This window comes from Kribbella sp. NPDC051770, assembly GCF_040681455.1.
Taxonomy (GTDB): Bacteria; Actinomycetota; Actinomycetes; order Propionibacteriales; family Kribbellaceae; genus Kribbella.
In genome coordinates this window covers 611,370-624,737 of sequence record NZ_JBFAYT010000002.1, presented here as the reverse complement: position 1 = coordinate 624,737, position 13,368 = coordinate 611,370, and the positions used below count along the sequence as shown (strand labels likewise).

Annotated in this window: 11 protein-coding genes; 6 read left to right on the top strand and 5 right to left on the bottom strand. The window is 69.6% G+C overall.

Translation table 11 applies throughout. The features are described 5' to 3' along the window. Positions 1-65 precede the first annotated feature (65 nt). Positions 66-1,064 carry a TAXI family TRAP transporter solute-binding subunit gene (locus AB0M01_RS09600; RefSeq protein ID WP_363667390.1) on the top strand — a complete coding sequence of 333 codons (999 nt, stop codon included), beginning with the start codon at positions 66-68 and terminating at the stop codon, positions 1,062-1,064. Positions 1,065-1,150: 86 nt separating this feature from the next. Here AB0M01_RS09600 and AB0M01_RS09595 read toward each other — a convergent pair whose 3' ends face one another. Continuing rightward, positions 1,151-2,521 (bottom strand): HAMP domain-containing sensor histidine kinase, encoded by a 1,371-nt coding sequence (locus AB0M01_RS09595; protein ID WP_363667388.1) that lies wholly within the window; start codon positions 2,519-2,521, stop codon positions 1,151-1,153. 3 nt (positions 2,522-2,524) lie between these two features. After that, a complete protein-coding gene (locus tag AB0M01_RS09590) occupies positions 2,525-3,190 on the bottom strand; it encodes a response regulator transcription factor (RefSeq protein WP_012918592.1) in 666 nt (221 codons plus the stop codon). A gap of 117 nt (positions 3,191-3,307) precedes the next feature. On the opposite strand from AB0M01_RS09590, the gene AB0M01_RS09585 reads away from it, so the two are divergent. Both AB0M01_RS09585 and AB0M01_RS09580 read left to right on the top strand, forming a co-directional pair. Then, positions 3,308-5,332, top strand: coding sequence for a TRAP transporter fused permease subunit (locus tag AB0M01_RS09585; RefSeq protein ID WP_363667385.1), 2,025 nt, complete (start codon positions 3,308-3,310; stop codon positions 5,330-5,332). Continuing rightward, entirely contained in the window at positions 5,329-6,309 is a 981-nt protein-coding gene (locus AB0M01_RS09580; protein WP_363667383.1) for a TAXI family TRAP transporter solute-binding subunit, read from the top strand. The genes AB0M01_RS09585 and AB0M01_RS09580 overlap by 4 nt, the downstream gene beginning before the upstream one ends. 214 nt (positions 6,310-6,523) lie before the next feature. Here AB0M01_RS09580 and AB0M01_RS09575 read toward each other — a convergent pair whose 3' ends face one another. From AB0M01_RS09575 to AB0M01_RS09565, 3 genes are all read right to left on the bottom strand, one after another. Beyond that, positions 6,524-7,174: a hypothetical protein gene (locus tag AB0M01_RS09575; RefSeq protein ID WP_363667381.1), complete on the bottom strand. Its 651-nt coding sequence runs from the start codon at positions 7,172-7,174 to the stop codon at positions 6,524-6,526. Between the two features lie 115 nt (positions 7,175-7,289). Next, positions 7,290-8,324, bottom strand: a complete 1,035-nt coding sequence (gene mgrA / locus AB0M01_RS09570) for an L-glyceraldehyde 3-phosphate reductase (RefSeq protein WP_363667379.1) — start codon at positions 8,322-8,324, stop codon at positions 7,290-7,292. 68 nt (positions 8,325-8,392) lie between these two features. Then, positions 8,393-9,295 (bottom strand): aminoglycoside phosphotransferase family protein, encoded by a 903-nt coding sequence (locus tag AB0M01_RS09565; protein WP_363667377.1) that lies wholly within the window; start codon positions 9,293-9,295, stop codon positions 8,393-8,395. Between the two features lie 64 nt (positions 9,296-9,359). Here AB0M01_RS09565 and AB0M01_RS09560 point away from each other — a divergent pair, with 64 nt between their 5' ends. The 3 genes from AB0M01_RS09560 (at position 9,360) to AB0M01_RS09550 (ending at position 12,405) form a co-directional block, all read left to right on the top strand. Beyond that, on the top strand, positions 9,360-9,977 hold the full coding sequence (locus AB0M01_RS09560) for a flavin reductase family protein (protein ID WP_363667375.1): 618 nt from the start codon (positions 9,360-9,362) through the stop codon (positions 9,975-9,977). Between the two features lie 125 nt (positions 9,978-10,102). Next, positions 10,103-11,599 (top strand): molybdopterin-dependent oxidoreductase, encoded by a 1,497-nt coding sequence (locus tag AB0M01_RS09555; RefSeq protein ID WP_363667373.1) that lies wholly within the window; start codon positions 10,103-10,105, stop codon positions 11,597-11,599. A gap of 137 nt (positions 11,600-11,736) precedes the next feature. Next, positions 11,737-12,405, top strand: a complete 669-nt coding sequence (locus AB0M01_RS09550) for a fasciclin domain-containing protein (RefSeq protein WP_363667371.1) — start codon at positions 11,737-11,739, stop codon at positions 12,403-12,405. The last annotated feature ends 963 nt before the right edge of the window (positions 12,406-13,368 follow it).

Genomic DNA, 13,368 nt, shown 5'->3' with positions numbered 1-13,368 from the left:
TGGGGTGAGCAGTCGTGACCGGACCGCGATGGCATCCGCACCCTGAGCCCGACTAGGTTGTCCCCATGGATCGTCCCCGCCTGCTGACCCGCCGCCACGCGCTGGGACTGGGGGCCGCGGCCGCCGGGTCCCTGCTCCTCCCGGGCTGCTCCCGCGGCCGCTCCGACGAGCCGGCTCCCGCCGGACCCGCCAGGTTCGCCACCGGTAACGAGGGCGGCGTGTACGCCGTGTACGGCGCCGGCCTGGCCAAGCTGGTCACCGAGCAGACCGGTGTGGAGATGAAGCCGGTGATGACCGACGGCTCGGTCGCCAACCTGCGGATGCTCGCCGGCGGGACCGCGGACATCGGCTTCAGCCTGTCCGACTCGGCGCTGGACGCCTGGGAGGGGACCCCGGGCACGGCGTTCCGCAGCGGCGCGCTGAAGAGGTTCACGGCGCTGGCCCGGACGTACGACAACTACGTGCACGTGGTGGTCCCGACGTCGTCGACGATCGACACCATCGAGGACCTGAAGGGCAAGGTGGTCAGTGTCGGGCCGGCCAACTCCGGCACCCGCGTGGTGGCGCTGCGGATCCTGCAGACCGCGGGGATCAGCGTGCAGCAGAAGACGCTCGGCCTGGAGGCCGCGGTGCAGGGCCTGCAGGACCGGCTCACCAACCCGAAGAAGGGCATCGACGCGCTGATCTGGAGCGGCGGCCTGCCGACCAAGCCGATCCTGGACCTGCAGAAGACGATCGGGTTCAAGCTGGTCGACATCGGCGCCACCGCCCAGCAGATCGCCAGCAAGCGCTTCGGCGGCTACGTGCTGTCCTCGATCCCGCCGTCGGTCTACCAGCTGTCCACGTCGGTGCCGACGCTCGCCGTACCGAACTACCTGTTGGCCCGGAAGAACCTGTCCGACGCCTGGGCCTGGTGGACGCTGAGCACGATGTTCCGCCGGCAGGCCGACCTGATGGCCATCCACCCCGAGGCCGGCTCCCTGGACGCCCGCTCCGCGATCGCGACGATGCCGATCCCGCTGCACCCGGCCGCCATCCGCTGGTACAAGGAGAACCACGTCTGACCGCCGGTACCTCGGACAACAAACCGGGGCCGCGGACAAGTTATTACCTGTCCGCGGCCCCGGCTTCTTGTTCAAGGGGTCAGGAGTCAGTCCTCGTAGTCGTCGATCAGCGGGACCCGGACCTCGATCACCAGACCGCCGCCGATCGGCGGGCGGGCCACCACCCGCCCACCCACCCGGGCGGCCTCGGAGCGGACGATCGCCAGGCCCAGCCCGGTCCCGGGCATCTCCCGGTGGTGCGCGCTGCGCCAGAACCGCTCGCCGACCTTCTTCAGGTCGCGCGATCCGAGCCCGAGCCCGTGGTCGCGGACCGACATCACCACCTCGGTGCCGTCCCGGGTGACCGAGACCTCGACCGGCGGAGCGCCGTACTTGCTGGCGTTGTCGAGCAGTACGTCGAGGATGTCGTCGACCTCGAGCTCGGCGGCGACCCCGCCCGGGACCATCTCGCCGATGATCAGCTCCAGGTCGTCGGCGGCGTACACGGCCTTCCAGCCGACCAGACGCTCCTTGACGGCCTGCGCGAGGTCCAGGGGTGCCTCGCTGCCCTCGACGTCTCCCGGGCGGTCCGAACCGGCCAGGCGGGACAGCCGCTGGACGATCCGGCCGAGCCGGTCGATGTCGCTGAGCGCGAACCGCGCGGTCGGCGACAGCCGGGACAGGCCCTCGATGTGGATTCTTGCCGAGGTCAACGGTGTCCGGAGCTGGTGCGAGGCGTCGGCGACGAACTCGCGCTCGCGCTGACGGGCCTGGTGCAGGCTGAGCGCCATCGAGTTGAAGCTGTCGCCGAGCCGGCGCAGCTCCGGCGCGCGGCCGTCGGTGGAGACCCGGGTGTCGAGCGCGCCGCGGGTGACCTGGTGGGTGGCGTTGTCCAGGTCGTTCAGCGGCCGGAGCACCCAGCGGGTGACCGGGCGAACGATGCCGATGACAACGGCTCCGACCGAGATCAGCAGGCCGCCGAGCAGCAGGAGCAGACCGTTCTGGACGTCCTGGCGGCCCTTCTCGGTCGGCACCCGCAGCACCGAGGCGCCGAGTACGCGGCCGTTGTTCACCACCGGGCGGGAGACGACCATCTCGCCGGACTGCCAGGGCCACAGCGCCTTCGGCTCGGCCGGGAGGCGGCCGGACAGCGTGCTGTCCAGGACCAGCTTGATGTCGGGGTCCTTCACGTCCACGCCGGAGCGCGACGTGGCGACCACCCGGCGGTCGACGTCGACGACGAAGACGGGGGTGTTGTAAAGCTCGTGGTAGCGGACCGCCAGCTCGCGCAGGGTGGCGATGTCACCGGACTGCAGCGGCGACTCGGCCATGGTGGCGAACCAGTCGGCGTCGTTGCTGCGCGACAGGAACAGGTTGCGGGTGGTGTTGGTCGCGATGAAGTTGGCCAGCGGCACGGCCGCGACGATGGCCAGGATGGCGACCAGGGGGACGAGGGACTGCAGCAGGCGACGGCGCAACGGTCAGTCCGAACCGAGTCTGTAGCCGACGCCGCGGATCGTCTGGACCAGCTCGGGGCGGCCCAGCTTGGCCCGCAGGCTGGCGACGTGGACGTCCATCGTCCGCGAGGACGCCTCGAAGACGGACTGCCAGGCGTACAGCGCGACCTGCTCACGCGGCACCACCCGGCCGTGGTGCGCGGCCAGCACAGCTAGCACGTCGAACTCCTTGCGGGTCAGGCTGATGGGCTTGTCGGCGACCTGGACGGTGCGGGCCTCGATGTCCACGGTCAGGTCGCCCACTGTCACCCGGGGGCGGGGTTGGAGCAGTCCGGTACGGCGTAGTACGGCGTCGATCCGGGCCAGCAGCTCGGAGATCGCGAACGGCTTCACCACGTAGTCGTCGGCCCCGCTGCGCAGGCCGCGGACCCGGTCGGCCGCCTCCCCGCGCGCGGTCACCGCGATCACCGGGACGTCGGACACGGTCCGGATCTGCCGGCAGACGTTGATGCCGTCGCCGTCGGGCAGTCCGAGGTCGAGCAGGACCAGGTCGCCGGGGTCGGCCGCGAGGGCGTCGGCGGCGGTCCGGACGTGCGTCACCATCAGCCCGTACCGGCGCAGCGCGGGTATCAGCGCATTGGCGATGTCGAGATCGTCTTCGACCAACAGGATCCGCACCGCGCCGCTCATGCCGTGATCGTAGGGCAGGAGACGCTCACATGTGTCAGATCTTGGTAAAGACGTAATCACGTGACTGCGTGCCGTGGTCGGCGACACTAGTCTCCGACCACGGGAGGGAACCGGACAATGACTGTGGGTGTTGGTACGGGGGGCGGCACCGCCGCGCTCTCCGACGCCGAGCTGGCCGAGTACGAGCAGGAGAAACCCGCTCGGCGGCTCAGGCCTGCCCTGGACCTGGTGATCTCGGTCTGGTGCGCGGTGGTCAGCGTCGGGGTCCTGCTCCAGGTCTTCTTCCCGTTGTCGGCCGGCACGCAGTACTACTTAGTGATCTTTCTCGCAGCGGTTCTCCCGATCACTTTGTTGTGCTATCGGGGCTGGAAGGTCCCGGCCTTCCTGAACCCGTTCAAGGGCCGTACCCACGACGACCCGGGGATCCTGGACTGGGTCCTGGCCGCGGTCGCGCTGGTCGTCTGCCTCTACCCGCTGCTCGACTTCGACGGCTTCCTCGAGCGCCGCCAGGCGCCGACCTCGACCGACGTCCTGGTCGGTGCGCTGCTGCTGATCCTGCTGCTCGAAGCCTGCCGTCGTACGACGGGCTGGGTGCTCCCGCTGTTCAGCCTGCTCTTCATCGCCTACGCCTACTACGGCGGCTACCTGCCCTACACCTGGTCGCTGGCGCACCAGGGCTTCAACTTCGACGCGATCATCGCCCAGTTCACGATGGGCACGGCCGGCTTCTACGGCACCCCGCTCGGCGTCGCCGCCAGCTACATCGTGCTGTTCACCATCTACGGCGCCGTGCTCGACTACTCCGGCGCCGGCAAGTTCTTCATCGACCTGTCCTTCGCCGCGTTCAAGCGCAGCCGGACCGCTCCCGGCCGAACGGTGACGCTGGCCGGCTTCCTGCTCGGCAGCGTCTCCGGCTCCGGTACGGCGACCGCCGTGTCGCTCGGCACCGTGTCCTGGCCGATCCTGCGCCGCGCGGGCTACCCGCCCGAACCGGCCGGCGGCATGCTCGCCGCCGCGGGCATCGGCGCGATCCTGTCCCCGCCGACGCTCGGCGCGGCCGCGTTCATCATCGCCGAGTTCCTCCAGGTCTCGTACCTGACCGTGCTCGGCTTCGCGGTGATCCCGACCATCCTCTACTACCTGGGCATCCTGCTCGCGATCGAGATCGACGCCCGCCGGCACGGCACCACCTCGGCCGAGACCTCGACCCAGTCGGCCCGCAAGCTGCTGCTCCGGTTCAGCTACCACTTCCTCTCGCTGTTCGTGATCATCGGCTTCATGGCGGTCGACGTGCCGCCGTTCAAGGCCGTCGTGTACGCCGTACTGCTGCAGATCGTGCTGTCCTTCCTGGACCGCGAGCACCGGCTCACCCCCGGGCCGCTGTTCAAGGCGCTTGCCCAGGGCACCCGATCGGTGCTGCCGGTGGCGGCCACCTGCGCGACCGCGGGCGTGATCGTCGCGGTCACCACCCAGACCGGGCTCGGGCTGAACCTGGCCGAGATCATCGTCGAGGCCGGCCGCGGCGTCACCGACGACCCGACCGTGGTGCTGATCCTGACCGTGGCGCTGTCGGCGATCGCCGTGCTGATCCTCGGTCTCGCGGTGCCGGTCACCGCGTCGTTCATCATCGCCGCGGTGATCATCGCGCCGGCGCTGGTGCAGCTCGGCGTCACCCAGGCCGAGGCGTACATGTTCATCTTCTACTACGCCGTCCTGTCCGAGGTGTCGCCGCCGACCGCGCTGGCCGCCGTGGCCACCTCCGCGATCACCGGCGGCCGGACGATGGCGACGATGTGGCAGGCCTGGAAGTACACGCTGCCGGCCTTCCTGGTCCCGTTCGCGTTCGTGCTCACCGAGAACGGCGCGCACCTGCTCGGTCAGGGATCGTTCGTCGGCATGGTCTGGACGCTGGCGGTTTCGATGCTGGCGGTCGCGGCGCTGGCCGTGGTCACCGGCGGCTGGATCCTGGTCGCCACCAGCTGGGTCGAGCGGGCGCTCTGCGTCCCGGCCGCGCTGCTGCTGCTCTACCTGGCGCCCGTAACCATCGCCGTTGGAATCGGTTTGCTACTTGTTGCCGTCGTCATCAACCTGGTCCGGCGGCAGCGCCAGGCCGGCCAACCGGAAGGATCCGTCACTTCATGAGAACCCGACGCCTGCCCGTCGCCGTACTCGCTCTCGCCGCCTCGGTGTCGCTGGTGGCCTGCGGGGGACAGCGTGAACCCGAGGCCGGTGGCGCCGGGACCGACGGTGGCCGGCTGACGATTGCCACCGGCAACACGACCGGCGTGTACTACCAGCTCGGTGGCGCGCTCGCCTCGGTGATCTCGGACAAGGTCGAGGGCTACCGGGCCACCGCCAGCGAGACCGGCGCCTCGGTGCAGAACGTGCAGGGCCTGGTGGCCGGCAACTACGACATCGCGTTCTCGCTCGGCGACACCGCCGCCGACGCGGTCAAGGGCCAGAACAGCTTCCAGCAGCCGCAGGACGTCGTCGCGCTGACCCGCCTGTACCCGAACTACACCCAGGTCGCGGTCCGGTCCGGCGCGGGGATCACGAAGTTCGCCGACCTGAAGGGCAAGCGGGTCTCCACCGGCTCGCCGAACTCCGGCACCGAGGTGATCGCGCGCCGGCTGCTCGAGGCGGCCGGGCTCGACCCCGCCAAGGACGTCACCGCGCAGCGGCTCGGCCTGCCCGAGTCCGTCGACGCGATGAAGAGCGGCTCGATCGACGCGCTGGTCTGGTCCGGCGGCATCCCGACCGGCGGCATCACCGACCTGACCACGAGCCTCGGCAAGGGCGTCCAGCTGATCCCGATCACGGACCTGCTGCCGGCGCTGACCACGAAGTACGGCACCATCTACGCCGAGGGCACCATCCCGGCGGCGGCGTACAAGCAGCCGGGCGACGTGAAGACGATCATCGTTCCGAACGTGCTGCTGGTCCGCAAGAACATGCCGGACGAGCTCGCCGAGAAGCTCACCAAGGTGATCTACGACAACAAGGACGCGCTGGTCCAGGTCAACGCGGCCGCCAAGGACATCACCTTGGAGACCGCCGCCCAGACCGACCCGGTGCCGCTGCACCCGGGCGCGAAGAAGGCGCTCGAGTCCCTCAAATAACTCCACAGCTCGCTCTCCCCCGCACACCAGGCGCAGCGGGGGAGGGTGCCGGTCCCATCTCCGCTCGTAGGCGCGACGGAGGCGGGAACCACACCTTCTCCGCTTCCAGGCGCTGTGGAGAAGGCCCCGCTCCCGCCACAACCAGGCGCAGTGGCAGGAGCACGATCGGGCCGGCCCGCGGGAGGCATCCCTCGGGCCGGTCCGATCACCTGTTTCAGCTGCCCTGATCCTCCGGGATCTTGGCGCCGCGCAGGTAGTGCGACAGGGCCGAGTCGCGCTTGGGGTGGGCGTGGTAGTTCGTCGGTACGACGCGACCCTCCGCGCTGTCCCACGCGGTGTCCGCGACCCGCCACATCCGGTGCGCCAGCCGCCCGGCCATCCCGGTGTGCGGCGAGAACGGGTGCGCCCGGGTCGGCGCGACCTCCTCGGCGCTCAGCAGCCGCTCGGTCAGCGCGCTGACCTCCTCGCCGCCGAGCGTGTCGCACAGCTGCCGGCTGTACTCGGTCTCCATCCGCTCGTGCTCGTCGAGCTGGCGGTCGAGCACCCGCCAGACCTCGTCGGCCCGCAGGTGCAGCACGCGGCTGTCGCCGTACTGGCGGGCCTTCAGGAACCGCAGCGAGCGCTCGAGCTGCTTGGCGTTGCCGACGTACGCGGAGACCAGGTACCGCCCGTCGGGGAGGCGCCGGACCTTCGGCAGCAGCACGTCCTCCGCGGCGGCCAGGTGCTGGGCCGCGATCGCGTAGAACCAGTCCGTCTCGTGCCGCCGGTGCGGCAGGCTCGCGTCCGGTTCGTGGGCCGGCCCGGCCAGTTCACGGATCTTCCCGTGCTCGTAGCCGAGCGCCACTTCAAGAGTAGAAGCGGTCATCGAAACCACCTCCTGGGGGGTTCTCCCCAGCGTGCGCCTGCTGCCCACCACGCGCAACCGCGCGTGATCGGACCGTAAGCGGCTCGGGCGTCCCGAGCCGCTCACCGGTGTTCGGCTAGTGGTCCGAGCTCTTCTTCCACAGGTTGATGCCGGCCTCGACCGCGTCCGCGTCGATGGCGTCGAGCTCCTCCTGGCTGAACTTCAGGTTCTTCACCGTGGCCAGGTTGTCCTCGAGCTGCGCGACGCTGGAGGCGCCGATCAGCGCGCTGGTGACCCGGTCGTCCCGCAGCGTCCAGGCCAGCGCGAGCTGCGCGACGGACTGCCCACGCTGCTTCGCGATCTCGTTCAGCGCGCGGACGTGCTTCAGGGTCTCCTCGGTGAGCATGTCGGTGCTCAGCGACTTGCCCTGCGCGGCGCGCGAGTCGGCCGGGATGCCGTCCAGGTACCGGTCGGTCAGCATGCCCTGGGCCAGCGGCGAGAAGGCGATCACGCCGACGCCGAGCTCACCGACGGCGTCCAGCAGGTCCTCCTCGATCCAGCGGTTCAGCATCGAGTACGACGGCTGGTGGATCAGCAGCGGCGTACCGAGGTCGGCCAGGATCGCCGCCGCCTCGCGGGTCTTCTCCGCGGAGTACGACGAGATTCCGGCGTACAGGGCCTTGCCGGAGCGGACAGCCGCGTCGAGCGCGCCCATCGTCTCCTCGAGCGGGGTGTCGGGGTCGAAGCGGTGCGAGTAGAAGATGTCGACGTAGTCCAGGCCCATCCGGTCCAGCGACTGGTCGAGCGAGGCGAGCAGGTACTTGCGGGATCCGCCGCCCTGGCCGTACGGGCCCGGCCACATGTCGTACCCGGCCTTGGTCGACAGGATCAGCTCGTCGCGGTACTTGGCGAAGTCGCGGGCGAAGTGCGTCCCGAAGTTCGTCTCGGCCGAGCCGTACGGCGGGCCGTAGTTGTTGGCCAGGTCGAAGTGGGTGACACCCAGGTCGAACGCGCGGCGCAGGATGTCGCGCTGCGTCGCGAACGGCTTGTCGTCACCGAAGTTGTGCCACAGACCCAGCGAGATGGCCGGCAGCTGCAGACCGCTGCGCCCCGTCCGCCGATAGGCCATCTGGTCGTCGTACCGGTTCTCAGCTGCTGTGTAGTCAGTCACGAATCTCAGTCTGCACCATGTCGTGACAAGACCGCGAACCCCTTGTATTCCAGCACAACCACCGTCGATCAGACCCAGAGATCCACCTTCTTGATCAGGCCGTCCCAGGGCCCCGGCGGGCCGCTGGCGACGAACCGCAGTACGCCGAGCACGCGGCTCGCAGGGGCCGCCGTCCAGTGCCGGCCGCCGTTGTGGGCTGGTCCGGTGAGGTTCGACAGCCCCCACTGCAGGTGGAACCAGAGCACCGCCGCCTCCAGCTCGCCGCCGTCGAACCGCCTGTCCGCGTGCTCCTTGTACGACGGCAGCACGCGCACGACGTCCTCCAGCCGAAGCTTGGCGAACTCCATCCCGCGCGGCCCCCAGGCGGCGTCACCCCAGTCGATCAGCGCCGCGAGCTCCCCGTCGTCACCGACCATCAGGTTCTGCGACGCCAGGTCCCCGTGCAGCAGCACGTTCGGCGAGTTCTCGTCGAAGCGCTGCCGCAACTCGTCCATCCACCCCTGCAACCACCGCCCGGTCTCGGCATCGAGACGCCCACCGTCGACCAACTCCTCAGCCGCGCGCCCGCTGGAGATGCCGTCCTCCGGCACCTCTGGGAGACTCTCCACCCGATGCAGGAGTGCGATCTCTCGCCCCACGGCCGGCCAGATCGCAGGCGACGGCCGAGTGAGGTGATCCCAACCGTGAACCCGCTCCATCAGCACGTACGGTGTGGGAACACCGTCCAGCGAAATGCTCGCCCGCTCGACCACCGCCGGCGTCCGCACGCCAGCAGCCCGAGCCACCGGGATGAGAGCGGCCTCCTTCGCCAGGTCCGCGACGAACTCCGCGGACCGAGGAATCCTCAGGATCAGCCCGGCCCCGAGCCCGAACACCTGGTTGGCGACCCCGCCAGGAAGCTCCGCGACCTCCCTCCCCGGAACGCCGTGGCCGGCGGCGACAGCGCGTACTGCGGCGTGAAGTGAGCTCATCCCCGCCAGTCTCCGGTGCGGGCCGGTTGCGTGCCCAGCGGATTTCCCGCGAGATACTGCACCGATGCGAGTCGATCTGGATCCGGAAGTCGTCGATGGCCGCGTCATCTACTCCGCGCTGAATTCGGTGGTGGTTCCGCGCCCGATCGCCTGGGTCTCCTCGGTGTCGGCGGACGGCGTACTGAATCTCGCGCCGCACTCGTTCTTCACCGTCGCCTGCGTGCGCCCGCCGATGGTGCAGTTCACCTCGGTCGGCCGCAAGGACAGCCTGAACAACGTCGAGGCCACCGGCGAGTTCGTGGTGAACTTCGCCGCCGAGCCGCTCTTCGAGCAGATCAACGCGACCGCCACCGACTTCCCGCCGGGGATCTCGGAGTTCGAGGCGGTCGGCCTGACCACCGAACCCTCGACGACCGTCGCGGTGCCGCGCGTCGCCGAGTCCCCGGTCGCGATCGAGTGCACGCTGCACACCACCCTCGAGCTGGGCGACTGCACGGTCGTGATCGGGCGAGTCCGTCACATCGCCATCGCCGAGGACGTGATGGACGGCGACCACCCGGACATCCAGCGCCTCCGCCCGCTCGCCCGCCTCGGCAAGAACGAGTGGTCGACGATCGGCGAGATCCTCGACATCACCCGCATCCGCTACGACGACTGGCCGGGGCACTACGACCAGAAATAGCTGACCTGGCAGGAGTTCCGCCTGCTCTGAAGAATTTTCCTGCAGCGACCCATCCGCTCTGAGCACAGGTCCGAAGTCCGGGCATGACTGTGCGGCAGCGAGTACTCGGAGCGGTAGGTGGCCTGGTGGCCGCCGGCGCCGGCCTTGGGCTCGGCGAGCTGACGGCGGCGATCGCCGGCGGCACCTCACCGGTCGTTGGCGTCGGCACCCAACTGATCGACCTCGCCCCGGGCCCGGCCAAGGACTGGGCGGTGAAGAACCTCGGTACGGCCGACAAACCGATCCTGGTCGGCGGCGTACTGGCTGCGGTGGCGATCTTCGCGCTCGCTGCGGGAGCCATCGGCGTCAAGCGGCCCCGGGTCGCGCTCGGAATGACCGTTCTGCTGGGTTTGCTGGCGATCCTCGCAGCGGCGACCGGTCGATCGCTGGCCTCCAACGGATTCGTCCGGGTCCTCCCCGGCGTGATCACGTTGCTGGTAGCAACGATCGGGATGTGGCTCGTACTCCGGGCTGGTGGCTACCTGACCCGCACGAAGCCCGAGGCCGAAGCCCCGGAGGGCTTCGACCGCCGCAAGTTCCTGGCGACGACGTTCGCCTTGGGTGCTGCGGGTGTCGCGGGCGGCGCAGTCGCTCGGTTCCTCCCGGACGGTGTCGACGAAGCAACCCGTCGCGGCATCCGCTTGCCCGTACCTGCGAGTCGAGCGAAGCCCTTGCCTGCAGGCGTCTCAGCGGAGGTCGCCGGCGTCAGTCCCTTCACCACCCCCAACAAGTCCTTCTACCGCGTGGACACGCTGCTCACCGTTCCGAAGGTCGACCCGCGCAACTGGGAGCTCCGCATCCACGGCATGGTCGACCGCGAGCTCCGCCTGAACTTCGCCGACCTGCTCAACCGCCGCGTGATCGAACGCGACATCACCCTGACCTGCGTCTCGAACGAGGTCGGCGGCCCGTACGTCGGCAACGCGCGCTGGATCGGCGTACCGATCGCTGAGATCCTCCGCGAGGCCGGTGTCCAGGACGGCGCCGACGCGGTGAAGTCGACCAGTGTCGACGGCCTGACGATCGGTACGCCGCTGCAGGCGCTGACCGACGGCCGGGACGCGATCTTCGCGATCGGTATGAACGGTGAGCCGCTGCCGTTCGATCACGGCTTCCCGGTCCGCATGGTCGTCCCGGGTCTGTACGGCTACGTGTCGGCGACCAAGTGGATCGTCGACTTCGAGGTCACCCGCTTCGACGACTTCAGCGCCTACTGGACCGACCGCGGCTGGTCGGTCGAGGCGCCGATCAAGACTTCGTCCCGCATCGACGTCCCCAAGGGCTTCGCCCGGATCAAGCCCGGCCCGGCGGTCGCCGCCGGCGTGGCCTGGGCCCAGCACCGCGGGATCGCCAAGGTCGAGGTCCAGGTCGACGACGGCCCCTGGCAACCCGCCCAGCTCGCCGACGAGGCCGGCATCGACATCTGGCGCCAGTGGACGTTCCGCTGGAACGCCACCCCCGGGAACCACACCCTCACCGTCCGGGCCACTGACCGCACCGGCCAAGTCCAAACCGCCGACCGCGCCGCTCCCCGCCCGAACGGCTCCAGCGGCCTGCACAACACGGTGGTGATGGTCGAGTAACCACCCCGAAGCCCAACCCCAGCACCCGACAGGCCCTGGCCCGCCCGCACCAGCTCCACCGGCAGGCCCGGCGAACGCCGTATCGAACAAAAGTCTTCGAGAACCGATCCAGCAGCACCCAAAGGAGAACGATCATCATGGCGAACACCCTCAAGCGCGTCACCATCTCCGCCGCCGCCGTTTCGTTGCTGTTCGCAACGGCTGCCTGTGGTGGTGGCGACGACAACGCCGACAGCGGCAGCAACCCGTCGACCAGCACCTCCTCGACGCCGATGGACACCCCGAGCGCCACCCCGTCGGCCGACAACATGTCCGGCCTGGTCGGCCCGGGCTGCGCCGACTACGCCAAGGCCAACTCCACCGGCGCCGGCTCGATCGACAGCATGGCCGCCGCCCCGGTCGCGACCGCCGCCTCCGGCAACCCGCTGCTGAAGACCCTGGTCGCCTCGGTCTCGGGCAAGCTGAACCCGAAGGTCGACCTGGTCTCGACCCTCAACGGCGGTGAGTTCACCGTGTTCGCCCCGGTCGACTCCGCGTTCGCGAAGATCCCGGCCGCGACCATCAACACCCTGAAGACCGACAGCGCCCTGCTGACCAAGATCCTGACCTACCACGTGGTCCCCGGCCAGCTCGACCCGACCGCGGTCGTCGGCAAGCAGACCACCGTCGAGAAGGGCGCCGTCACCGTCACCGGCTCCGGCGACAACCTGATGGTCAACAACGCCAAGGTCATCTGCGGCGGCGTGAAGACCGCCAACGCCACGGTCTACCTGATCGACACCGTCCTGATGCCCCCGGCCGCCTGATCTGCAACACACCCGCTGAGCCCGTCGGTAGCTCCCACCAGGGAGCCACCGGCGGGCTCGCGCGTACGCGGAATCCACCGGTGAGTTCGTTCGCATGAAAACCCAGCGTCGGGCTCGCGCACATGGGGAGTCCGGCGGCGGAGCCCGTCGCCACTGGAACTCCAGCAAGACGCGCTGTTCCGACGGCGTCACCAGCGCTCCACCTGCCCTCGCCTCGCCGCGGGCTTCACCCGGCTACTGCGGTGTTGCCGAGGAGGTCCGCTGTCAGTTGCTGCCAGTGCTCGCGCAACTGTTGGCCCACCCGCGGGAGCGGGAAGCGCAGTCAGCCAGGCCACGGTGTGGCGAGGCGGGCGACTCTACGACGGCTGGCGGGCTCGGCAGTTGGTGAGCGCGGCGAAGGCAAGACGATGGGTTCAGGCGGATGCGAGGGATGGGCTCGCGTGTGGAACCCGGCGGTGGGCTTGCAGGCATGAAGAGGCCAGCCGTGGGTTCGTGCACGTGAGCAAGGCAGCGATGGGTTCGCACATGAGGCAACTCAGCGGTGGGCGCGTGTGGATATGGGGAGGAGTGCGGTGGGCTCGTGCGCGAGAGGAAGCCTGCGTCGGGGCTCGTGCGCGTGGGGAAGTGCGCGGCGGGCTCGCGCACATGGGGAACTGACCGGTGACTCGCGTACGGGGAATCCAGTGGTGGGCTTGCGCAGGTGAGGAGTCCATCGGTGGGCTCGCGCGCATGCGGAGGTCCGCGGGCGGCGTGGGAAGAGCGGGTAGTTGTTGAACGTCCTGCCTGGTGGCGCGGCGAAGTGCGCCACAGGCGCCCGTGTGATGGCTGGGGGAAACGAGTGGTCGGTGGGTGTGTGGCAGGGGGACGTCGCGCTCGTTGGATGGTTGGGTTGGGCGGTCTGATTGCGGCCTGCGTGTCCGCGGCCGGCGCGTTGGTGGTCGCGGTTGGTCGTCGGTCTGTAGG

What these genes read in the sequence shown, in the direction of transcription:
- AB0M01_RS09600 (WP_363667390.1), top strand. Translation starts at nt 66, where the DNA reads ATGGATCGTCCCCGCCTGCTGACCCGCCGCCACGCGCTGGGACTGGGG.
- AB0M01_RS09575 (WP_363667381.1), bottom strand. Translation starts at nt 7,174, where the DNA reads ATGACCGCTTCTACTCTTGAAGTGGCGCTCGGCTACGAGCACGGGAAG.
- AB0M01_RS09585 (WP_363667385.1), top strand. Translation starts at nt 3,308, where the DNA reads ATGACTGTGGGTGTTGGTACGGGGGGCGGCACCGCCGCGCTCTCCGAC.
- AB0M01_RS09550 (WP_363667371.1), top strand. Translation starts at nt 11,737, where the DNA reads ATGGCGAACACCCTCAAGCGCGTCACCATCTCCGCCGCCGCCGTTTCG.
- AB0M01_RS09565 (WP_363667377.1), bottom strand. Translation starts at nt 9,295, where the DNA reads ATGAGCTCACTTCACGCCGCAGTACGCGCTGTCGCCGCCGGCCACGGC.
- AB0M01_RS09560 (WP_363667375.1), top strand. Translation starts at nt 9,360, where the DNA reads ATGCGAGTCGATCTGGATCCGGAAGTCGTCGATGGCCGCGTCATCTAC.
- AB0M01_RS09590 (WP_012918592.1), bottom strand. Translation starts at nt 3,190, where the DNA reads ATGAGCGGCGCGGTGCGGATCCTGTTGGTCGAAGACGATCTCGACATC.
- AB0M01_RS09580 (WP_363667383.1), top strand. Translation starts at nt 5,329, where the DNA reads ATGAGAACCCGACGCCTGCCCGTCGCCGTACTCGCTCTCGCCGCCTCG.